The following is a 20,570-nucleotide window of genomic DNA, read 5'->3' as shown; positions in this document are numbered from 1 at the left end:
TTATTGCTAGGCTAAAATAGAATTACAAATTTATTTTTATTTTTAGTAATTTATTGTAAAATCAGACTTTAATTTGAATATTAAATAAAACTTAATGATAAAATAAGGAGAGTGGATGTTAGAAATAGATGTGCCATTGATGCTTTTAACGGCTATCGTTTTCTTGGTATTGATCGTTATTTTGAATTCCTTGCTTTATAAGCCAATGCTCAAATTCATAGATGACAGAAATGCCTCTATAAAAAATGATGAAGAGAGTACTAGTAAAAATGCAAGTGATCTAAGTGTTCATGAAAAAGAGATTGAAGAGATTATATTAAACGCAAGGACTGAGGCCAATAAAATAAGGCAAGAAGCCTTAAATTTGGCAAAAGAAGAGTCTTTAAAAGAAGTAAATGCCGTAAAAACTAGTTTAGAGGCTGATTACAATGAATTTTTAAATGCTCTAAGTTCTCAAAAAGATAACCTAAAGGCAGATCTATCAGCTAAACTACCTGAACTTAGAGCGGCTTTAAATGCCAAGCTCTCTAAAATTTAAAGGAATTTTATGAAGATAAAAATTTTATTTTTTCTAGCACTTCCATTTCTAGCATACTCTAGCGAGCATGGTGGAACAAACTACGACATAGTCGAGAGAACGCTAAACTTCTTACTTTTCTTTGCTATTTTGGTCTATTTTGCTGCTAAGCCACTAAAAGCTCTTTATCAAAGCAGGATCGATAGGATCGCAAATAAGCTTGAGAGTATCCAAGAGAAGCTTCGTGAGTCAAAAGCTAAAAAAGATGACGTTTTAAAGCGTGTAGAAGAGGCTAAGCAAAATGCAAATGCTCTAATCGAAACCGCAAAAAAAGAGGCTGTAAATTTAGCTGCTAAAGTTAAAAAAGAGGCTCAAAACGATATCGCAAATATCGAAAAAGGCTATAAAGAGCAAAAAGAATTTGAAGAGCGCAAGATGACAAAAGGCGTTGTAAATGAAATTTTGAGCGACATTTTCTCAAGCGATAGCCTAAAAGTCGATCAAAAAGAGCTTGTAAATATCATACTTAAAAAGGTTAGCTAATGAATGAAGTAGTAGCTAAAAAATACGTAAAAGCGATCTTAAGCGACGTAAAGTCCAATGAACTTAATGCATTTGTTGAAAATTTATCAGAGCTAGCTGCTGCTTTTGCTAGCGATAAATTTAAAAGCATTATAAGTTTGCCGACACTAAAGGCTTCACAAAAGGTTGAATTTGTACTATCTTTGGTTAAAAATCAAGATATTAAATTTGCAAATTTTATAAAGCTTCTTGGTGCAAACAAAAGGCTAGAGCTTATACCTGCGATACTAGATGAGATGAAGATAGAGCAATCTTTGCTTGAAAATACATATCGCGGCGAAGTTGTTGGAAATTTTGATCTAAGCGCTGAGCAGCTAAAAGCTTTGGAAGAGAATTTCTCTAAGAAATTTAACTCTAAGATCAAGCTTGATGGCTCAAAGAGCGATTACAACGGTGTAAAAGTTGAGTTAGACGATTTAGGTGTCGAGGTAAATTTCTCTATCGACAGACTAAAAAGTCAAATGAGTGAATATATATTAAAAGCAATTTAAAAAGGAGTGAAAGCGTGAGTGCAAAAATTAAAGCTGACGAAATTAGCACGATAATCAAAGAGCGTATCGAAAATTTTGATTTAAGTGTTGATATAGAAGAGACCGGTAAAGTCATCTCAGTCGCTGATGGCGTTGCTAACGTTTATGGTTTGAAAAACGTTATGGCTGGCGAAATGGTTGAGTTTGAAAGCGGCGAAAAGGGTATGGCTCTTAACCTTGAAGAGAGCAGTGTTGGTATAGTTATCCTTGGAAAAACTAGCGGTATCACAGAAGGAAGTTCTGTAAAAAGACTTAAAAAACTTCTACGCGTTCCAGTTGGCGATGCATTGATCGGTCGTGTTGTAAATTCACTAGGTGAGCCAATCGACGCAAAAGGCCCAATTGAAGCTACCGAATCTCGCTTTGTTGAAGAAAAAGCAAAAGGTATTATGGCTAGAAAGAGCGTTCATGAGCCACTTCAAACAGGTATCAAAGCGATTGACGCACTTGTGCCAATCGGTAGAGGTCAAAGAGAGCTAATCATTGGCGACCGCCAAACTGGTAAAACAACAGTTGCTATCGATACTATCATCAACCAAAAAGGTCAAGATGTCATTTGTATCTACGTAGCTATCGGTCAAAAACAATCAACCGTTGCTCAAGTCGTTAAAAAACTTGAAGAATATGGCGCTATGGACTACACAATAGTTGTAAATGCTGGTGCTAGTGACGCAGCTGCGCTTCAATACCTTGCTCCATATGCTGGCGTAACAATGGGTGAATATTTTAGAGATAACTCTCGCCACGCATTAATCATCTATGATGACTTGTCAAAACACGCGGTTGCTTACCGTGAGATGTCTTTGATCTTAAGAAGACCACCAGGTCGTGAAGCTTACCCAGGTGACGTTTTCTACCTTCACTCAAGACTTCTAGAAAGAGCAAGTAAGCTAAATGACGCACTAGGTGCTGGATCTTTGACAGCTCTACCTATTATCGAGACACAAGCGGGCGACGTTTCAGCTTATATCCCAACAAACGTTATTTCTATTACAGATGGTCAAATTTTCCTTGAGAGCGACCTATTTAACTCAGGTATCCGCCCAGCGATCAACGTTGGTCTTTCTGTATCTCGTGTCGGTGGTGCAGCTCAGATTAAAGCTATCAAACAAGTGTCTGGTACGTTAAGACTAGACCTTGCTCAGTACCGCGAGCTACAAGCTTTTGCTCAGTTTGCAAGCGATCTTGATGAGAGCTCAAGAAAACAACTAGAGCGCGGTCAAAAGATGGTTGAAGTACTAAAACAACCTCCATATTCTCCGCTTCCAGTTGAGAATCAAGTGGTTATCATATTTGCTGGTGCTAAGGGTTATCTGGATGACGTTGCAACTGCAAATGTAACAAAATTTGAAGCTGAGCTATATCCATATGTCGAGGCAAAATACCCTGAAATTTTTGAGCAGATCAGAACTAAAAAGGTTCTTGATAAAGAAGTAGAAGAAATTTTACATAAAGCGTTGAAAGATTTTAAAGCGACTTTTGCCGCTAACTAGGGCTAAGATATGTCAAATTTAAAAGATATAAAACGAAAGATCAAGAGCGTCCAGAACACTCAAAAGACGACGCGTGCGATGAAGCTTGTCTCTACAGCAAAGCTTCGCAAAGCTGAAGAGGCTGCACGCTACTCTAGAGTTTACGCACTTAAGATCAACGAGGTTTTATCAGAGATAGCTTATAAGATCAATCAATACGCTTCAGTTATGACTGAGAGTAAATTTTTTAACACAACAAAGAGTGTAGAAAAGGTTGATATTATATTTGTTACCGCTGATAAAGGGCTTTGCGGTGGCTTTAATGTCCAAACTATAAAGACAGTTAGGCGCATGATCGATGAGCTAAAAGCCAAAAAGATCAAAGTTAGACTAAGAGCTGTTGGTAAAAAAGGTATAGAATTTTTCAATTTTCAAGGTGTTGAACTACTAGAGACTTATGTCGGAGCTAGCTCTTCTCCTACATATGAAAAAGCTCAAAAAATCATAAAAGATACTATTGATGACTTTACAAACGGCATAACAGATAAGGTCGTGCTAATACACAATGGTTATAAAAATATGATTTCTCAAGAGATTAGAGTAAATGATATTGTGCCTATTGAGCCGTCTAAGATAGTTGCTGTTGAGACAAATTCTTTGATGGAATTTGAGCCAGAAGACAACTATACTAAGATTATGGATGAATTGCTCAATAAATATTTTGAGTATAGTATGTATTATGCCTTGGTTGACTCTTTGGCGGCTGAGCACAGCGCTAGAATGCAAGCTATGGATAATGCAACAAACAATGCTAAACAACGCGTCAAACAGTTAAATCTTGCTTACAATAAAGCAAGACAAGAGTCTATTACCACTGAGCTTATTGAGATCATCAGTGGTGTTGAATCAATGAAATAAAAGGAGTATGAATGAAGGGTGTTATTAGTCAAGTTATGGGCCCTGTGGTCGATGTTGACTTTAATGACTACTTGCCGAAGATCAATGAAGCTATCGAAGTTTTCTTTGAGGTTGAGGGCAAGAAACATAAACTAATATTAGAAGTTGCTGCTCACCTAGGTGATAATAGAGTCAGAACGATCGCTATGGATATGAGTGAGGGCTTGACTCGTGGCTTAGAGGCTAAAGCACTTGGTGCACCTATTAGTGTGCCAGTTGGTGAAAAAGTTTTAGGTAGAATTTTTAACGTAGTTGGTGATTTGATCGATGAGGGTGAGGGTATAAATTTTGATAAACACTGGTCTATTCACCGCGATCCTCCTCCATTTGAAGAGCAAAGTACGAAAAGTGAAATTTTTGAAACCGGTATCAAGGTAGTTGACCTTCTAGCTCCTTACGCAAAAGGTGGTAAAGTAGGTCTATTTGGTGGTGCTGGTGTTGGTAAAACGGTTATTATTATGGAGCTTATCCACAACGTTGCGTTTAAACACAGCGGTTATTCTGTATTTGCTGGTGTTGGAGAGAGAACTCGTGAAGGAAACGACCTTTATCATGAAATGAAAGAAAGTAATGTTTTGGATAAAGTTGCCTTGTGCTATGGTCAAATGAATGAGCCACCAGGAGCAAGAAACCGTATCGCACTAACTGGTCTTACAATGGCTGAGTACTTCCGTGATGAGATGGGACTTGACGTTTTGATGTTTATCGATAACATATTCCGTTTCTCTCAATCAGGTGCAGAGATGTCAGCTCTACTTGGACGTATCCCATCAGCTGTTGGTTATCAACCAACTCTTGCAAGTGAGATGGGTAAATTCCAAGAGAGAATCACATCAACTAAAAAAGGTTCGATTACATCTGTTCAAGCTGTTTACGTTCCAGCTGACGACCTTACGGATCCAGCTCCTGCTACTGTTTTTGCTCACCTTGATGCTACGACAGTTCTTAACAGATCGATCGCAGAGAAAGGTATCTATCCAGCTGTTGATCCGCTTGATTCTACTTCAAGAATGCTCGATCCTCAAATTTTAGGAGCAGATCACTATAAGGTAGCTCGTGGCGTTCAAGCTGTGCTTCAAAAATATAAAGATCTTCAAGATATCATCGCTATCCTTGGTATGGACGAGCTTAGCGAAGAAGATAAGCTAACAGTTGATAGAGCAAGAAAGATAGAGAGATTTTTATCTCAGCCTTTCTTCGTTGCTGAAGTATTTACAGGTAGCCCTGGCAAATATGTAAGTCTTGACGAAAATATAGCTGGCTTTAAGGGAATTTTAGAGGGTAAATATGATCATTTACCAGAAGCAGCATTTTATATGGTTGGAAATATAGATGAGGCTTTAGCTAAAGCTGAGAAACTTAAGGCTTAAATTTAAAAAGGAAGCGTAATGGATAAATTACATTTAGAGATCGTAACTCCTCAAGGTCAGATATTTAATGATGACGTGAGTAGTGTAGTGCTTCCAGGTAGCGAGGGTGAGTTTGGTGTTTTACCAAACCATGCCTCATTAATATCTCTTTTAAAAGCAGGTATTATAGATATAGAACATAAAAATAAAAAACATGATGTTGTTGCGATTAACTGGGGCTATGCAAAGATTGACGAAGGTAAGGTAGTAATACTTGCTGACGGCGCGATTTACGTCTCTGGCGATAGTGAAAGTGAACTTGCAAATTCATTGGAAGCTGCTAGAAATTTGATAGAGAGTATGAGTAGTGACACAAATGCTTTTGCAGCAACTATATCTAAAATGGAAAATGTAGTGAGAACTAGATAAGTGGGCGGTATAGATTTATTTTTAAATTACATTCAAAGAAGTAGTTTTATTACAATTATTGTTTTAACTTGGCTGTCAATATATTTTATAGTTAGTTTCACAATTCTTTTTTCAAGAATGGCTGGTATTGGAGCTTGGCAAAAACGTGAGCAAAATGCACTTGAAGCACTGCTTATGGGTGCTAAAAATATTCCAAATGATTCGTCTTTGAGAAAATGTGCAAATGGAAGAATCTCAAGAGAAAAGCTAAATGTATGTATAAGCATAGCCGAGAAAAATGCTACAAGTGGACTAACGTGGCTAAGTGTAATAGCATCTACTTCGCCTTTTATCGGTCTTTTTGGAACCGTTGTTTCTATTTTAGAGACATTTTCACAGCTTGGAAATGGTGGAGGTTCATCACTTGGTATTATCGCTCCAGCTATTTCAGAGGCACTTGTTGCAACTGGTTGCGGAATTTTTGTTGCCATCCCAGCATATACATTTAATTTACTCATAAAAAGAAAAGCTTATGAATTAATGAGTGTTATTGAGCGTCAGGCTGATGTTATGATAGCACTTAAAAAAGATGATGAGATACTATAAATGGCCGTTAAATTTACCGATGAGACACCAGAGCTAAATATAACTCCTCTTGTTGATATTATGCTTGTTTTACTAGCCATTTTAATGGTTACTATGCCAACTATAACATATCAAGAGGATATTACTCTTCCAGATGGTTCAAAGGCGAAAACTTCAACATCTAAGCAAAAAGACCTTATAGTATCTATAAATTCGCAAGGACAAGTTAGAATTGATCAGAGTACTATGAGCCTTGCTGAGTTTCCTGATAATATTGCATTAATGAGTACAAAATACGATAAAACCTCGCCTATCTATATAAAAGCTGACAAAAATTTAAAATACGATGATGTTATGTTTGTATTAAAGACTTTGAAAGGTGCTGGTTTTAATAAAGTAGCTTTAGAGACAAACGGTTAAGATGTCAAATAAAGTTAAATTTCCAACGCTTAGTTCGTTTCTTGTAGCGTTTTGTATTTACGTTACTATTATACTTATTTTATTTATAAAACTTACATTTTTTGTAGAGCCTCCTAAAAAATATACCGATGATAAAGATGCTATTATGGATGTGGTTATGGTTGATAGGGAGGTTGATCAAACCATTAAAGCTCCAAAACAAGCAGATGAAGTAGTTAAAGAGACAAAGCCTGAACCAAAAAAGGAGTCAGAAGAAGATAAACAAGAGACTACAAATAAGCCTGTTGTACCAGATGAACCATTACCTACCCCAAGCTTACCAACTCCTCCAAAAGAGGAACCAAAACCTGAGCCTAAAAAACCAGAACCAAAACCAGAAATTTTAAAACCAAGTGAAGAGTCTAAAGAAGATGTTAAACCTGAGCCAAAACCTGAGCCTAAGCCTACACCAAAGCCAGTTGAAAAGCCAAAACCCAAAGAGCCAAATATAAAAGATCTCTTTAGTGACATAGACCCTACAAAACTCAAAAAAGATGATGGTATAAAAAAGGTTGAAAATAAAGTGCAAAGCCGTAAAAAGAGCGAGGCTTCTAGCTCAAAGGCTGCAAAAGAGGCTAGTGATATTATAAAAAGCCTAAAGATAGATCAAAATCCAACCGCTCCGAAATCACAATCTACCGGTACTTACGATCCACTAATGGGTGCGATAACAAAACAAATTCAAAGAAGATGGCAAAGCTATAAGGCTGATTCTGCAAATTTGGCTAAAGTTAAAGTTATGATAGATCAAAGTGGAAATTTCAACTATGAAATTTTAGAGCTATCATACAATGAAGAGTTTAATGCAAAGGTAAAAGAGTGTCTGGAAAAGCTTACTGCAGAGAAATTTCCATTTAATCCAGACAAAAGTACTACTTTTAATTTAATTTTAGAAGATAAAATAAACTAAAATTTATAAATTTACGGAGTAGAGATGAAGAAAATTTTTCTTTTTTTGTGTGTTGCTCTAGGGCTTTATGCTGCTGACGCGACCATATCTGTTATTAACCAAGGTGTTGCTTTGCCAAAGATAGCTTTGCAAGATGCAACTACAGCTGTTAGTGATGCGGGCTTTAAAGATAAATTCTTTAAGATCATGCTAGGTGACTTGAAAGTTAGCTCTGACTTTGAGGTTATCGAAGATCACGTGCCTTCAACCTATGAGGGAACAGCAGCTACAAATACAATGAGCGACAAAGGTGTTGAGCTTATCTTTAGATATGCTCTTGAAGGTTCTATGGGCTCACCTCTTACTTTAAGAGTAAAACTCATCGATGCTAAAACAGCAACTACAAGGTATGAGAGAGTCTATAATATGCCTGATGGTGCAAAGTATCCGTTTTTAGCGCATAAAAGTATAGTTGAGCTTACTAATGAACTAAATTTACCACCAGTTGGCTGGATGGAAAAATTTATTATTCTTTCAAAATATACTTCAGCTCGCCAAAGTTCTATCATAGTTGCTGATTATACACTTACATATCAAAAGACCATAGTAAGTGGTGGACTAAATATTTTCCCTAAATGGGCTGGAGCTGATCAAAGTAAATTTTACTATACATCTTATGTAAGCAATAAGCCAACTTTATTTAGATATGATCTAAATTCTGGTACAAAAACAAAGATAATTGATAGCATTGGCATGCTTATAGCCTCAGATGTTAGTAAAGATGGAAGTAAAATTTTATTAACTATGGCACCAAAAGATCAACCAGATATATTTATCTATAATACAAATAGCAAAAATTTGACGCAGATTACTAATTATCCAGGCATAGATGTAAATGGAAATTTTGTAGATAATGATAGTAAGATAGTTTTTGTATCAGATAGGCTTGGTTATCCTAATGTTTTTGCAACTCCTGCGATTTCTGGCGGAAGCGTTGAACAAATGGTATTTCATGGTAAGAATAATAACTCTGTAAGCACATTTGAAAATTATGTTGTTTATTCAAGCAGGGAAGCAAGCGGTAGTTTTAATATATATCTAATTTCAACTCAAACGGATTTTATACGACAGCTTACAGCAAATGGCAAAAATAACTATCCAAGATTCTCAAGCGATGGGCAAAGTGTTGTCTTTATAAAAGAGCTTGGCGGTCAAAGTTCACTAGGTGTTGTTAGGCTAAATGAAAACAGAAGTTTTCAGTTTCCTTTAAAAGTAGGAAAAATTCAATCTATAGATTGGTAATATTCTGATAAAATTTAAGATTTTTGTGATATAATTCGACCAAATTTCTAAAAAAGGATAAGGAATGAAAAAAGTAGTTCTAGCAAGTGTTGCAGTTGCAACTTTATTGTTGAGCGGTTGTAGCTCAAAAAACCCTGAAGTTGATATGAATTCAAATTCAAATCAATCTGCAGACAATTCAGGTAGCATGAGCGATGCTGATAGATTAGCAGCTCTTATTGCTAACATCGAGAGTCAAGTTAAAAGTGTATACTTTGACTTTGATAAATTTAATATCAAAGCTGATCAACAAGGTGTTGTTAGCTCAAATGCATCAGTATTCAACCAAGCTGACGCTCAAGCTCTTTCTATAAAAGTAGAAGGTAACTGCGATGAGTGGGGTACAGATGAGTATAACTATGCTCTTGGTTTAAAACGTGCTAAAAGTGCTAAAGATGCTCTTGTAAGAAATGGCGTTAGTGCTGATAGAATCGCTGTAGTTAGCTTCGGTGAAAGTAATCCAGTTTGTACAGACAAAACAAAAGCTTGCGATGCTCAAAATAGACGTGCAGATTTCAAAGTACTTCCGTAATTTATAATTAAATAATAATGAATAAAAAAATAATTGTAGTGGCTCTGATTGGAGCCACTATCTCTATTACCTCCGGCCAAGAGATTTCAGCTTTTGATGCAGGCAATATGGATAGTGCGAATCCATATGGTCTAACCGACAATGAAAAAGTTACCCTAAATAATAAGCGAAGTGTTCAAAATATTGAAGAGAATATGAATAGTGTTTTAGAACAACTTCAAGGTTTGCAAAGCTTGTTTGAGAGCATGAGTGCTAGAATGAATAAGCTTGAGCAAAGAATAAATGATATAGAGACGAAGGTAAATGGTGGCATAAGTGATTCTGGTGTAAGTTTGACATCATTGAAGGCTTATGTTGATGAAACTAGAGATATACAAGACAAAAACTACAAAAATATTACTGCTGCCTTAAATAAATTAGGTGCAATAATGGATAAAAATGCTGCCCAACCAAAGCAAAATGCAAATCCAAAACAACAAAGTAAGCCAACTTCAAATTTTAGTGGAAAAAGCGATAAAGATATTTTGGCTGATGGCATTAAACTTCTAAATTCTGGCAATAGCACAGAAGCAGCTGAATATTTTGAATATTTAAATAAAAAAGGCTATAAAACTGGTGCAACAAATTATTATTTAGGTGAAGTTGCTTACAGTCAAAAATCATACAGTACAGCTATACAATACTACAAAAAAAGCATACAGAACGAAGATAAGGCTGACTATACACCAAAACTTCTATATCACACAGCTATAAGCTTTGATAAGATAGGTGATACGCAAAGTGCAAATAGATTTTATAAGGCTTTAAAAGTCGGTTATCCAGATAGTAAAGAAGCCAAAGCCTCTCCTAATAGAAACTAAATTTTAATCTTTTTTAGATATAATCCCACATTAATCGAGAAACCAAATCTAAGGAGATTATTGTGAGTAAAGATCAAGTTATAACTATGTTTTACGAACTAAAAGATGCTAACACTGGTGAAATTTTAGAGTCAAACATGCAAGAAGGTGGCCAAATTTCATTTATAACAGGGCATGGCCATATTATAGAAAAGCTTGAAGAAGAAGTAAGTAAACTAAAATCAGGCGAAAGAGCAACTATAAGCGTAAAGGCAGCAGAGGGTTGTGGTGAATATAATAATGAGGCCATTCAGTCGTTACCAAAAGAGCAGTTTGCTGGTATAGATTTACATGAAGGAATGGAACTTTTTGGTCAAAATGAGGATGGCTCAAGCGTTCGTGTTATTGTTAAAGAGATCAAAGATAACGAAGTAACAGTTGATTTTAATCACCCATATGCTGGTAAAGATTTGTTATTTAATGTTGAAGTTTTAGAAGTTAGAGATGCGACAGAAGATGAAAAAGCAACAGGCATGGTGGCTGGGGCTCATACTTGCGGTTGTGGTGGTCACGATCATGAGCATGAGCATGAGTGCTGCGGGGGTCATGGACACGGGCATGGACACGGACACGAGGATGGTGGTTGCGGTTGCGGTGGACATGGACATCACCATCACTAAGAAGCTAAAATGAAAAAATTTGCTTTTATTTTTGCGGGCCAAGGCTCGCAAAGTATTGGTATGGGAAAAGACTTTTACGAAAATTTTTCTACTGCTAAGTTACTTTTAAATGATGCTTGTAATGACACTGGCATTGATTACAAAGAGCTTTTATTTACACAAAACGATAAGTTAGATAAAACAGAATTTACTCAGCCAGCTATCGTCTTAAACTCGCTAATGACTTATTTGGCTTTTTCAAATTTTATTAAAGAAAAACCAGAATTTAGTCTTGGGCACTCACTTGGAGAATTTACCGCTCTTGCAGTTAGTGGAGCATTTAATTTTATTGATGCGATTAGGCTTGTAAATTTACGTGGTAAATTTATGCAAGAAGCTTGTGTTGGTAAAGATGCCGGCATGATGGTAGTTCTTGGACTTGGTGATGAAGTGGTTGAAGAAATTTGTAAAAAAGCAAGAGAAGAAGGTTTACAAATTTATGCTGCAAACTACAACTGCGATGGACAAATCGTTGTCGCTGGCGTAAGAGCTGATCTTGCTAGCTATGAAGCAAAATTTAAAGAAGCTGGCGCAAAAAGAGCAATGCTTTTAAATATGTCAGTAGCAAGCCATTGCCCGATACTTGAACCAGCTAGTGTTAGACTAGCAAGCGAGCTTGAGAGTACTTTGGCTACCAAATTTTCTTCAGTTGTCTCAAATGTAAATGCTAAAATTTATACTGATAAAAGCGAAGCACTAGTCCTGCTAAAAGAGCAGCTAATAAAACCAGTTTGCTATAAACAAAGCATTAAAAACTATGAAAACGATGTTGATTGTTTTATTGAGCTTGGTGCTGCGACGTTAAAGGGCATCAATAAAAAAATTACCGAAAAGCCAACTTATAGTATTACTGATATGGCAAGTCTTGAAGAAGTTGTGAAAATTTTGGAGGAGATATGATAGCGATACTAGGAGCTATGCAAGAGGAGATAACACCGATCCTTGAAATAGTCGGTGAATATAAAACTGTTCAATATGCAAATAATAAATTTTACTTAGCAAACTATAAAGGAAAAGAGCTAGTCATTGCCTATTCAAAGATAGGCAAAGTAAATGCAGCTATAACAGCAACTTTAATGATAGAAAAATTTAAGGCCTCAAAGTTGCTCTTTACTGGTGTAGCTGGCTCACTTGATGAGAGTTTAAAAATAGGCGATATGCTTTATGCTACTAGCTTGGTGCAACACGATCTTGATATTACGGCTTTTGGCCATCCTTATGGCTATGTGCCAGGCACGAGTATCTTTGTCAAAAGCGATGAAGGGCTAAACGAACTGGCAAAAAAGATAGCTGATAAAAAAGATATGAGCTTAAGTGCTGGCATTATTGCGACTGGAGATCAGTTTATCTGCGATAATGAAAAGAAAGCTTGGATTAAAAAGATATTTAATGCGAGCGCTACCGAGATGGAAGGTGCTAGCGTTGCACTAGTTTGCGAAACACTTGGTGTGCCATTTTTTATACTAAGAGCTATCAGCGATGGAGCTGGTGATGCAGCAGAATTTGACTTTGATAAATTTTTGCAAGATTCAGCAAATGTTAGTGCAAAATTTATACTTGAAATGGTAGAAAATTTATGATAGAGCTTAGCAAAAGGCTTCTTAGACAAGTTGGTCAGACAAATGCCAGATACAAGATGATAGAGGGCGGAGATAAGATTTTGCTTGGTCTTAGCGGTGGTAAAGATAGCCTCGCACTAGCTCACGTACTAAAGCATATTCAAAATGTCACACCTGAGAAATTTGAGTTTAAAGCAGTAACGCTAAGCTACGGCATGGGTGAGGACTACGCTTATCTTACGAAGCATTGCAATGAGCACGGAATAGAGCATGAAGTGATAGATAGCTCAATCTTTGAAATTTCAAAAGAGAAAATCCGTAAGAATTCTAGTTTTTGTAGTTTCTTTTCTCGTATGAGAAGAGGTTATCTTTATACTTACGCCTTAAAGCATGGTTTTAATAAACTCGCAATTGCTCATCACTTAGACGATGCAGCGGAGAGCTTTTTTATGAATTTTACCTATAATGGTGCACTAAGGACGCTTGCTCCAAAATATAATGCAAAAAATGGAATCACGGTTATTAGGCCATTTATCTTCGTTCGCGAGAGACAGCTTCGCGAAAATGCTATCAAAAATGAATTAAGAGTTATCGGTGATGAAGCATGTCCTGCAATGAGGTTTGACGTGAAGATGCCACATGCTAGATATGAAACCAAACAGCTTTTAGCAACCTTAGAAAAAGAAAATCCAAAACTTTTTACTTCGCTAAAAGCAGCATTTGAAAATATCCATACTGATACTTTTTTTGCTCTCAATGAAGGCAGTGAAGAGTAAATTTAACTCTTCATTTCTGCCCTTTTGTGCTAAATTTTAATAACTAAATTTTATAACTCTATCTTAATAAAACCAAAGTATTAAAGATAAAGCATACATTAACGTAATTACTATAGGTTTAAATACCGGCAATATGGGTACAAACTTCTAATTTTTTACAATGAGATACTATCTAGCAAAAAAGATCTAAAAGAATACTAGCTAGGATTTTAAAGCTTAGAAATTTATAGCTTAAAAAGATCAAACGCTTGAGGGACTAGCAAGCAAGATAATGGACGTTTTAAAAGAATTTTATGAGAGGACCAAAGTAAAAGCCTAAAGCCCGTCAAGTAAAATTTTATAAAGGCGGTTTATCTCATCATCATTTAGCTCGATCGTGCTTTTTGTATCAAATAAATTTTTGATCTTGCTAGCGTCAAATTCGCTCCTATCAAGGCAGTGCTTGTGAGAGGGTAAAAAACCACGAGTTAAGCAAAGCTCGTTCTCTATCTCCTCGTCGCAGATGAAGCACTCAAGCTCGCTGTGAAGCCTACCTTCATACTCTAAAATTTTAACGTAGCTTTCGATGATAAGGCGTTTTGGATTTTGTAGCTGCATCTGTTTGGCGCAGCGATCAAGCTCATTAAAATAAATTTCATCGAGCTGCTCGACCTCTTTTAGATGATCATAAAGTAGGCGCATAAACTGCTGCCAAATGATGAGCTTATCGCGCTCTAGCAGCCATTTAAAGCCAAGATGAAGTATGCTTCTAAGCTTTGGTAGAAATTTCGCCTCTTGCTCTAGCTCAAAGTCGATCTTGTAGCCAGTCATGATGTTTGAGTGGCGAGCGCCAAAAAATCTATATGACTTTACGAGTAAATTTGGCGTTAGCACAAAGACTAAAAGGTCCTCGTCTCTGACCTTTTGCACGCGCAGGATATAGCCTTGCATCTAGGCAAAAAACTCCCTTATACGCTCTCTCATCACATGGGCGTCTTTGATGAAATTTATATCGTTTCTAAAGGTTGTTGCACCGTCGATGCCCTTGCTGTACTGATGCAAATGCTTTCTAAATATGCAAAGCCCATGCTCTCCGTAGTGCTCGATCATCGCATCAAAGTGAGCTAGGATGATCTTTTGTTTTAATGCTTTGTCTACACTAGTTTTGGTCTTAATCTCGTGAAATATCCAAGGATTACCGATGCTTGCCCTGCCGATCATTAGGGCGTCGCATTTTGTGAGATTTAAAATTTCATCTGCATTTTGTGCGTTGATATCACCATTTGCAACGACTGGGATTTTTACGCTCGCCTTTACTCTAGCGATCGCTTCGTAATCAACTTTTGCACTATAACCGCCAGCTCTTGTGCGTCCATGCACTGCGATGTAGTTTGCGCCAGCTTCTTCGCAGGCTTTTGCGATTTTGATCTCATTTTTATCATTAAAGCCAAGCCTAAATTTAACGCTTAGGCTCTCTTTGTTTGAGACGCTTTTTATGGCTGAGATTATGCTTTGAAGTTTGTCAAGATCGTTTAATAAAGCCGATCCCGCACCTTGTCTAACGACCTTTGGCACAGGGCAGCCGCAGTTTAGATCTAGCCCATAAATTCCATCAAATTTATTGATGATTTGCACAGCTTTTTTTATATTTTCTGTGTCATTACCAGCTATCTGAACGACGTAAGGCTCTTCATTTGGGGATTTTTTAATCATTTCAAGCGTTTTGTCACTACTCTCATATACTAGAGCGTTTGCGCTGATCATTTCGCTAACAGTGACATCGCAACCAAATTTCTTAACTACGCTTCTTAATGGCAAGTCAGAAAAGCCAGCAAGAGGCGCTAAGAAAAGTGGCTTTTTACTAAAGTCTATCATTTAAAAAATAGCGAGCTAGGCACCATTTTGCCGTTATCTCGTAAAAATAGCAATACCTTTATCTCTTTAAACTCATCTGGGTCGCTACCTTCGATAGCCTCTCTTACTTTATCAAGCATCTGAAGCTCAAATAGCGCATATACGTAAGCCTCATCAGCATCAGCATGGATGCTTTTTAGCTTCTCAAAGATGCCGATAAATGCATCTGGTTTTAGCTTATTTTTAAGCATTATGGCTGCTTTGTCGTATTGTGCTTTTGTCACTTTTGCGTTGTTTAAAAGATCAAAAATTTCATCACTGCCTAGATCGATCTCGTCATTTACAAAGCGGGTAACAATAAGCATTATATCTTCACTTGCTAGCTCAAAATTTAATCTTTTGATCTCGCTAAAAGAAGCTACTTTTATAAGTTTATCAAATGCAGCTTTTTTAAGGCTCTCGTTTTGATCTTGATTTTTAAGTATGTCAAGATAGTAAGTAGGTAGTTGCTCGATTTTATTTAGCTCATTTAGGATATTTAACTTGCTATCTTTTGCTAGTCTAAATTTCTTTAGATCGACGATCTCTTTATTTTTTATACTTTTTATAGTTTGTAAGATATTGTTTATTTCAGCATCATCTACACCGACATCTTTAAGCTCGCCTACTGGTGAGATAGAGCGAGTAATCTGTGAGGCGATCTTGTAAGTATCGGTTTTGAAGTCTTTATTGCTCTCAAAGCCAAGAAGCGTCTCTTTAGCTAAGTCTTTATAAAGCTGGCTATCTTTTTTGATCCATTTTTTATATCTATAAAAAGCATATCCATGATAGGCAATATGAAGTAGGGCAAGAAGTGCTAAAACAGCTACTGGAAGAGCGACCCAAATAGCAATTGGCAAAGTTATAGTTTGGCCTAAAAGCTCAAATGTGTAATCAGAACTATTAAGAGAATAAGTGAGTCCTGCAACAACTACTATGTAGATTATGCAATAGACGAGAAATTTTCTAGTTTTCATGTTTTCTCCTTAGTTTTTTGCTGTTTTTTCGATTATTTCACGGCAAGTTATGCAGTATTTTGCATGTGGTTTTACTTTTAGTCGCGGTATACTGATCTCCTCTTCACACATATCACAAATTCCATAAGTTTTATTTGCTATCTTCTCTAGTGCTTCATCTATTTCTGATAGCTCCGCTCTTTGTTGTGTCGAGATCGAATGCTCTATTAGCTGGTCTGTATTTACTGAGGCTATATCAAACTCATCGCTTACGCCACTATCTCTTAAGCCATTTACTTCAACAGATGAATCATAGATATTTTTTTTGATCTGTAATTTTCTTTCTTCAAGTAATTTTTTAAAAAAATTTAGCTCAGTTTGTGTCATTTATATTCCTTTATTTGTGATATGGGTGGTTTGCATTTATGCAAAGTGCTCTAAAAATTTGCTCAAAAAGTATAAGCTTGGCAATCTTATGTGCCATCGTCATCTTGCTCAAACTTACGATTTTTTGTGCTTTATTCTTTAAATTTTGGCTAAGGCCATAAGCTCCACCTATGAAAAAGTTAATTTGTGAATTTGAGTTTAAAATTTGTGCAAATTCTTGGCTATCAAGTTGCAAGCCATTTTCATCAAGCATTACGCAAAAGCCTTTTAAATTTGGCTCATAAATTTCATCATAGGCTCTTAATGCTTCGCTTTTTCCAGCACTTTGAGCTTTTGCTATTTTTTCATTGAAAAAGACTTTATCATTTATCTTGGCAAATTTTGCACTCATTTTTATATATTCTTGTATCTCGTTTTCAAAGTTATCACGTGATGATTTTTGAATGCTAAAAACTGAAATTTCCAAATTTAGCCTTTGGTTTTTAGTTTTAGTTCAAAGTTGCTTCCACTCTCATCTTGGTTATCTTTTTGATGTATTGTCTTATTGTTTGTGAGAAATTTAACCATATCGCTTATATATTTTTTATGTTCGCTTCTTGGCACAATAGCATCGATTAAGCCATGTTCTAACAAAAACTCAGCTCTTTGAAATCCCTCTGGTAAATCAGCACCAATGGTTTGTTTGATGACCCTTTGACCAGCAAAGCCTATTAATGCGCCAGGTTCGGCGATTATTAGATCTCCAAGCCAAGCAAAAGAAGCACTAACGCCACCCATTGTCGGATCAGTAAGTATTGAGATATAAGGCAGCTTTGCTTCATCAAGTAGTTTTAAAGCGGCTGATGTCTTTGACATTTGCATCAAAGAAAATGTGCTCTCTTGCATTCTAGCTCCACCTGAAGCACTCACTATGACTAAAGCTTGGCGTTTTTCTATCGCTCGTTTTATCGCTCTTACTATCTTTTCACCCTCAACTGAAGCTAGCGAACCACCCATGAAGCCAAAGTCAAAAACAACTAGCTGGATTTCTTGCCCATCGCATTTGCCTTCGCCACATATCACTGAGCTTGTGCGTCCTGTTTTTTCTTTATTTTCTGTGATTCTTTTTTTGTATGATTTTTTATCAACAAAATTTAATGGATCTACCGGTTTTAAATTTGCGTCAAATTCTACAAAGCTACCTTCGTCGCAGATCAAATTTATGCGATCAGTGGCTTTTAATCTCATATGATAGCCACATTTTGGGCATACATTAAAACAAGCTTCAACTTCTTTGTAGTACATCAGTGAGTGACAATTATCGCATTTTACCCAGTGCGTAGGTGCTTCTTCTGGACGAGGTTGAGCTTTTCTTATCTTTGAAAAAATATCTGAGAAATTCATATTTTTACCCACTTATATTAAAAATTGTGGGATTATATCTAATGTTTGCCTTGCTTTTTCTTATATGACTTAAAGTTTGTTTATTTGTGGAGGTTTGAAGGGGTAAGTTAGCCCCTTCAAAGTATCTTATTAGAAGCGTCTTCCGATAGTAAACTCAAATGTATTTGTATCATCGCCCTCTTTAGGTTTAAGAGCTTTTGCAAAGATTAGTTGAAGTGGTCCAATAGGAGTTATCCACTCGATACCTGTACCAACTGAAGATCTTTTTATCTCATTTAGGCTATTCTCACCGATCATGCCGTAGTCATAAAATACAACACCACGCATTTTGACACGATCTATTATAGGGAAGCTTATTTCAGCTGAATTATTAAACGAAGTTTCGCCACCATATTCGTAGTAGTCGCCATTATATTTTACCTTTGGAGATACAGTTCTGCTCTCGTAACCACGTAAGCTTCTTATGCCACCAAGGTAAAGTCTTTCGTTGATCGGAGTATATCCTCTTTCCCAAATTTTGCCAAAACTTGCTTTGTATCTTAAGATAAGGTCATAGTCGATGTACTCTCTAAGACCTAGATAATAGTTGAAATTTGTGCGGTTTTTAACAAAGTCTATATCGCCACCAAGCCCAGCTATCTCAAATGATGTGCTAGCTATGATGCCACGTCTTGGCAAGTAATAATCATCAGTGCTATTATATGTTAAAGCTGGAGTTATGGCGCTTTTTATGGCTTTACCTTCTCTATAAATTTCTTTTTTAGTTTTTGTGTTGATATCTCTTAGCTCATCATCTTTTAAGGTAATTTTGCTTTGCTCAATGTTGTAAGTAAGCGATGCGCTTAAATTTCTAGTTAGTTTTCTACCTAGTGTTGTGCTAAAGCCATAACTTCTCTCTTTATATGTTCTCCAGTCATAGTCATTTGCGTAAAGTGTTCCGCCAAGGCTATACTCTGAGTCAAAAATTCTTGGGTTTGTAAGGCTTATCTGACCTGAAAGCTCTCTGTCGCTCTTATCTACGCTTACTTGTCCTTGAAGGCCAGAGCCAAAGATATTTGTATCAGAAAGTGCAGCGTTTAGTAGCAAGCCATCGCTGCTTCCGTATCCGATACCACCGCTTATTGAGCCAGTTGAAGCCTCTTTTACTTTTACTTTTAGATCAACTGTATTTTTATCAACCGGATCTTCTTCTATCTCAACGTCATCAAAGTAGCTTGTTCTTTTTAGTGCATCTTTTGAGTCTTGAAGGTCGGTTCTGCTATATAAATTTCCTTCAGTTAGATAAAGTTCACGTCTTACAACGCGGTCAACAGTTCTATCGTTTCCTGAAATTTGAACATTTCTTATATATACTTTTTCACCAGGATCGACTTCGTAGTCAATATCGACAGTTTTATTTTCATCAAATTTATCAGTCTTTGGATAGACTTTTACAAATGCATAACCTTTATCAGCAACCATATCATCGAGCTTTTTCATATCTTGGCGAAGTCTTGCTGAGTTCATCGTATCACCAGCTTCAAGTCTAAAATCATCTATGATCTTTTTAGTGTCAAGCTCTAGCTCTTCAGGTGCCGTAATGCTTACATTTGAAACCTTATAAGGCTCACCTTCATGAACATAATAAGTAAGATCAGCTGTATAGTTATCAAACGATGAATTTAAATAAGGTGACGAAATAGTCGCATCTAAATAGCCTTTTTGGAAATATTTGTCTTGTATTCTTGCTGGATCATTTTCAAGCTCAAAAAGTTTAACTTTACCGTCATTTCTGCCCCAAAGCCAGCCCATAAATTCTCTACTTTTATTTGCAACTACTGGCTCAATGTCGTCATAATCAAACTCTTTTGCACCGACTAAATTTACATTTTTGATTATCATATTTTCGCCGCGGTTTATATTGAGTGTTATAAAAAGTGAGCTGTCGTTATCTGCAACTGGTTGCTTTTCTACGTCTACAACGGTATCAAAATATCCCTTTGACTCATAATACTGACGAATTCTCTCTTTAGTTTTTTCTATTGTAAGCTCATCGTACATATTACCTGGTTTGATGTTTATTAGCGACTCTATGGCAGTTTTATCATTTGTTACAACGCCTTTTAGATCAACTCTAGCAACACTTGGCTTCTCTTTTACAACTACTAAAAGATTGCCATTGCCTGTATCTTCTATATAGATATCGTCAAAATAGTTTTGTTTGTATAAATTTGTAATCGCCTTATCGCTAAGCTTTGGAGTCAAATCCTGACCGACTTTTAGGCCCATTATTTGGCTTGCTACTTCAGGCGAAAGGTGAATTAGGCCTTTAAAATTTATTGACTGGATTGTTTGTGCGCTTAGGCCACTGAAAGCTAATGCTAATAAAAATAATTTCTTTTTCATTAAATTTAACCTAGAGTTTTAGTATAAGTGCGTATAATATCATATTTTATTTTTAATAAATTTAAATTTTATA

Annotated in this window: 24 protein-coding genes; 17 read left to right on the top strand and 7 right to left on the bottom strand. The window is 36.3% G+C overall.

The annotated features are described in order from the left end of the window. The first annotated feature begins 115 nt into the window (after window positions 1-115). The 17 genes from F3H01_RS00665 to F3H01_RS00585 all read left to right on the top strand — a co-directional run bounded on the left by F3H01_RS00665 (window position 116) and on the right by F3H01_RS00585 (window position 13,514). A complete protein-coding gene (locus tag F3H01_RS00665; RefSeq protein ID WP_107698148.1) occupies window positions 116-538 on the top strand; it encodes a FoF1 ATP synthase subunit B' in 423 nt (140 codons plus the stop codon). Window positions 539-547: 9 nt separating this feature from the next. Next, window positions 548-1,060: a F0F1 ATP synthase subunit B gene (locus F3H01_RS00660; protein WP_103618026.1), complete on the top strand. Its 513-nt coding sequence runs from the start codon at window positions 548-550 to the stop codon at window positions 1,058-1,060. After that, the gene (locus F3H01_RS00655) at window positions 1,060-1,590 is read left to right on the top strand and encodes a F0F1 ATP synthase subunit delta (protein ID WP_087582694.1); all 531 of its coding nucleotides are present in this window, start codon (window positions 1,060-1,062) and stop codon (window positions 1,588-1,590) included. The genes F3H01_RS00660 and F3H01_RS00655 overlap by 1 nt, the downstream gene beginning before the upstream one ends. Window positions 1,591-1,604: 14 nt before the next feature. Continuing rightward, complete coding sequence (atpA, locus tag F3H01_RS00650; protein ID WP_149724494.1) at window positions 1,605-3,122, top strand: F0F1 ATP synthase subunit alpha; 1,518 nt, start codon at window positions 1,605-1,607, stop codon at window positions 3,120-3,122. Window positions 3,123-3,131: 9 nt separating this feature from the next. Further along, window positions 3,132-4,019 carry an ATP synthase F1 subunit gamma gene (gene atpG, locus F3H01_RS00645; RefSeq protein ID WP_084041259.1) on the top strand — a complete coding sequence of 296 codons (888 nt, stop codon included), beginning with the start codon at window positions 3,132-3,134 and terminating at the stop codon, window positions 4,017-4,019. Window positions 4,020-4,030: 11 nt separating this feature from the next. Next, the gene (gene atpD / locus F3H01_RS00640; protein ID WP_002939420.1) at window positions 4,031-5,428 is read left to right on the top strand and encodes a F0F1 ATP synthase subunit beta; all 1,398 of its coding nucleotides are present in this window, start codon (window positions 4,031-4,033) and stop codon (window positions 5,426-5,428) included. 18 nt (window positions 5,429-5,446) lie between these two features. Continuing rightward, on the top strand, window positions 5,447-5,836 hold the full coding sequence (atpC, locus tag F3H01_RS00635) for an ATP synthase F1 subunit epsilon (RefSeq protein WP_084041261.1): 390 nt from the start codon (window positions 5,447-5,449) through the stop codon (window positions 5,834-5,836). Beyond that, a complete protein-coding gene (locus tag F3H01_RS00630; RefSeq protein ID WP_051288435.1) occupies window positions 5,837-6,421 on the top strand; it encodes a MotA/TolQ/ExbB proton channel family protein in 585 nt (194 codons plus the stop codon). Continuing rightward, window positions 6,422-6,820, top strand: coding sequence for a biopolymer transporter ExbD (locus tag F3H01_RS00625; protein ID WP_072593819.1), 399 nt, complete (start codon window positions 6,422-6,424; stop codon window positions 6,818-6,820). Window position 6,821: 1 nt separating this feature from the next. After that, window positions 6,822-7,769, top strand: a complete 948-nt coding sequence (locus F3H01_RS00620; protein WP_149724493.1) for a TonB C-terminal domain-containing protein — start codon at window positions 6,822-6,824, stop codon at window positions 7,767-7,769. Window positions 7,770-7,793: 24 nt separating this feature from the next. Continuing rightward, the gene (gene tolB, locus F3H01_RS00615) at window positions 7,794-9,050 is read left to right on the top strand and encodes a Tol-Pal system protein TolB (protein WP_149724492.1); all 1,257 of its coding nucleotides are present in this window, start codon (window positions 7,794-7,796) and stop codon (window positions 9,048-9,050) included. A gap of 64 nt (window positions 9,051-9,114) precedes the next feature. Further along, window positions 9,115-9,621: an OmpA family protein gene (locus F3H01_RS00610; RefSeq protein WP_021090913.1), complete on the top strand. Its 507-nt coding sequence runs from the start codon at window positions 9,115-9,117 to the stop codon at window positions 9,619-9,621. A 17-nt stretch (window positions 9,622-9,638) separates the two neighbouring features. Further along, the gene (locus F3H01_RS00605; RefSeq protein WP_103649112.1) at window positions 9,639-10,481 is read left to right on the top strand and encodes a tetratricopeptide repeat protein; all 843 of its coding nucleotides are present in this window, start codon (window positions 9,639-9,641) and stop codon (window positions 10,479-10,481) included. Between the two features lie 56 nt (window positions 10,482-10,537). Further along, the gene (locus tag F3H01_RS00600; RefSeq protein ID WP_223155301.1) at window positions 10,538-11,140 is read left to right on the top strand and encodes an FKBP-type peptidyl-prolyl cis-trans isomerase; all 603 of its coding nucleotides are present in this window, start codon (window positions 10,538-10,540) and stop codon (window positions 11,138-11,140) included. A 9-nt stretch (window positions 11,141-11,149) separates the two neighbouring features. After that, window positions 11,150-12,079: an ACP S-malonyltransferase gene (fabD, locus tag F3H01_RS00595; protein ID WP_149724491.1), complete on the top strand. Its 930-nt coding sequence runs from the start codon at window positions 11,150-11,152 to the stop codon at window positions 12,077-12,079. Next, window positions 12,076-12,759 (top strand): 5'-methylthioadenosine/adenosylhomocysteine nucleosidase, encoded by a 684-nt coding sequence (locus F3H01_RS00590; protein ID WP_149724490.1) that lies wholly within the window; start codon window positions 12,076-12,078, stop codon window positions 12,757-12,759. The genes fabD and F3H01_RS00590 overlap by 4 nt, the downstream gene beginning before the upstream one ends. Then, on the top strand, window positions 12,756-13,514 hold the full coding sequence (locus F3H01_RS00585; RefSeq protein ID WP_149724489.1) for a tRNA 2-thiocytidine biosynthesis TtcA family protein: 759 nt from the start codon (window positions 12,756-12,758) through the stop codon (window positions 13,512-13,514). The genes F3H01_RS00590 and F3H01_RS00585 overlap by 4 nt, the downstream gene beginning before the upstream one ends. Before the next feature lie 315 nt (window positions 13,515-13,829). Here the strand turns inward: F3H01_RS00585 and recO are convergent, their stop codons facing one another. From recO to bamA, 7 genes are all read right to left on the bottom strand, one after another. Then, on the bottom strand, window positions 13,830-14,444 hold the full coding sequence (recO, locus tag F3H01_RS00580; RefSeq protein ID WP_149724488.1) for a recombination protein RecO: 615 nt from the start codon (window positions 14,442-14,444) through the stop codon (window positions 13,830-13,832). Next, the gene (locus F3H01_RS00575) at window positions 14,445-15,368 is read right to left on the bottom strand and encodes a tRNA dihydrouridine synthase (RefSeq protein WP_149724487.1); all 924 of its coding nucleotides are present in this window, start codon (window positions 15,366-15,368) and stop codon (window positions 14,445-14,447) included. It lies immediately after the preceding gene. Next, window positions 15,365-16,363, bottom strand: a complete 999-nt coding sequence (locus tag F3H01_RS00570; RefSeq protein WP_149724486.1) for a uroporphyrinogen III synthase HEM4 — start codon at window positions 16,361-16,363, stop codon at window positions 15,365-15,367. The genes F3H01_RS00575 and F3H01_RS00570 overlap by 4 nt, the downstream gene beginning before the upstream one ends. A 9-nt stretch (window positions 16,364-16,372) precedes the next feature. Continuing rightward, on the bottom strand, window positions 16,373-16,729 hold the full coding sequence (dksA, locus tag F3H01_RS00565; RefSeq protein WP_035167251.1) for an RNA polymerase-binding protein DksA: 357 nt from the start codon (window positions 16,727-16,729) through the stop codon (window positions 16,373-16,375). Between the two features lie 10 nt (window positions 16,730-16,739). After that, window positions 16,740-17,195 carry a 23S rRNA (pseudouridine(1915)-N(3))-methyltransferase RlmH gene (locus F3H01_RS00560; protein WP_107690818.1) on the bottom strand — a complete coding sequence of 152 codons (456 nt, stop codon included), beginning with the start codon at window positions 17,193-17,195 and terminating at the stop codon, window positions 16,740-16,742. A gap of 2 nt (window positions 17,196-17,197) precedes the next feature. Next, complete coding sequence (gene accD, locus F3H01_RS00555; protein WP_149724485.1) at window positions 17,198-18,112, bottom strand: acetyl-CoA carboxylase, carboxyltransferase subunit beta; 915 nt, start codon at window positions 18,110-18,112, stop codon at window positions 17,198-17,200. Window positions 18,113-18,241: 129 nt separating this feature from the next. Then, the gene (bamA, locus tag F3H01_RS00550) at window positions 18,242-20,497 is read right to left on the bottom strand and encodes an outer membrane protein assembly factor BamA (protein WP_149724484.1); all 2,256 of its coding nucleotides are present in this window, start codon (window positions 20,495-20,497) and stop codon (window positions 18,242-18,244) included. Window positions 20,498-20,570 lie beyond the last annotated feature (73 nt).

Source organism: Campylobacter concisus (assembly GCF_902460875.1).
Lineage (GTDB): Bacteria > Campylobacterota > Campylobacteria > Campylobacterales > Campylobacteraceae > Campylobacter_A > Campylobacter_A concisus_AA.
The sequence above is the reverse complement of the archived record's forward strand: the minus strand, read 5'-3'. Positions and strand labels throughout refer to the sequence as shown.

Excerpts from the sequence above, each read along its gene's own strand:
- recO (WP_149724488.1), bottom strand. The coding sequence starts at position 14,444 with ATGCAAGGCTATATCCTGCGCGTGCAAAAGGTCAGAGACGAGGACCTT.
- accD (WP_149724485.1), bottom strand. The coding sequence starts at position 18,112 with ATGAATTTCTCAGATATTTTTTCAAAGATAAGAAAAGCTCAACCTCGT.
- atpG (WP_084041259.1), top strand. The coding sequence starts at position 3,132 with ATGTCAAATTTAAAAGATATAAAACGAAAGATCAAGAGCGTCCAGAAC.
- F3H01_RS00585 (WP_149724489.1), top strand. The coding sequence starts at position 12,756 with ATGATAGAGCTTAGCAAAAGGCTTCTTAGACAAGTTGGTCAGACAAAT.
- F3H01_RS00660 (WP_103618026.1), top strand. The coding sequence starts at position 548 with ATGAAGATAAAAATTTTATTTTTTCTAGCACTTCCATTTCTAGCATAC.
- F3H01_RS00655 (WP_087582694.1), top strand. The coding sequence starts at position 1,060 with ATGAATGAAGTAGTAGCTAAAAAATACGTAAAAGCGATCTTAAGCGAC.
- fabD (WP_149724491.1), top strand. The coding sequence starts at position 11,150 with ATGAAAAAATTTGCTTTTATTTTTGCGGGCCAAGGCTCGCAAAGTATT.
- F3H01_RS00610 (WP_021090913.1), top strand. The coding sequence starts at position 9,115 with ATGAAAAAAGTAGTTCTAGCAAGTGTTGCAGTTGCAACTTTATTGTTG.
- F3H01_RS00620 (WP_149724493.1), top strand. The coding sequence starts at position 6,822 with ATGTCAAATAAAGTTAAATTTCCAACGCTTAGTTCGTTTCTTGTAGCG.
- F3H01_RS00625 (WP_072593819.1), top strand. The coding sequence starts at position 6,422 with ATGGCCGTTAAATTTACCGATGAGACACCAGAGCTAAATATAACTCCT.
- atpC (WP_084041261.1), top strand. The coding sequence starts at position 5,447 with ATGGATAAATTACATTTAGAGATCGTAACTCCTCAAGGTCAGATATTT.
- bamA (WP_149724484.1), bottom strand. The coding sequence starts at position 20,497 with ATGAAAAAGAAATTATTTTTATTAGCATTAGCTTTCAGTGGCCTAAGC.
- dksA (WP_035167251.1), bottom strand. The coding sequence starts at position 16,729 with ATGACACAAACTGAGCTAAATTTTTTTAAAAAATTACTTGAAGAAAGA.
- F3H01_RS00605 (WP_103649112.1), top strand. The coding sequence starts at position 9,639 with ATGAATAAAAAAATAATTGTAGTGGCTCTGATTGGAGCCACTATCTCT.
- tolB (WP_149724492.1), top strand. The coding sequence starts at position 7,794 with ATGAAGAAAATTTTTCTTTTTTTGTGTGTTGCTCTAGGGCTTTATGCT.
- F3H01_RS00570 (WP_149724486.1), bottom strand. The coding sequence starts at position 16,363 with ATGAAAACTAGAAAATTTCTCGTCTATTGCATAATCTACATAGTAGTT.
- F3H01_RS00590 (WP_149724490.1), top strand. The coding sequence starts at position 12,076 with ATGATAGCGATACTAGGAGCTATGCAAGAGGAGATAACACCGATCCTT.
- F3H01_RS00575 (WP_149724487.1), bottom strand. The coding sequence starts at position 15,368 with ATGATAGACTTTAGTAAAAAGCCACTTTTCTTAGCGCCTCTTGCTGGC.
- atpD (WP_002939420.1), top strand. The coding sequence starts at position 4,031 with ATGAAGGGTGTTATTAGTCAAGTTATGGGCCCTGTGGTCGATGTTGAC.
- F3H01_RS00665 (WP_107698148.1), top strand. The coding sequence starts at position 116 with ATGTTAGAAATAGATGTGCCATTGATGCTTTTAACGGCTATCGTTTTC.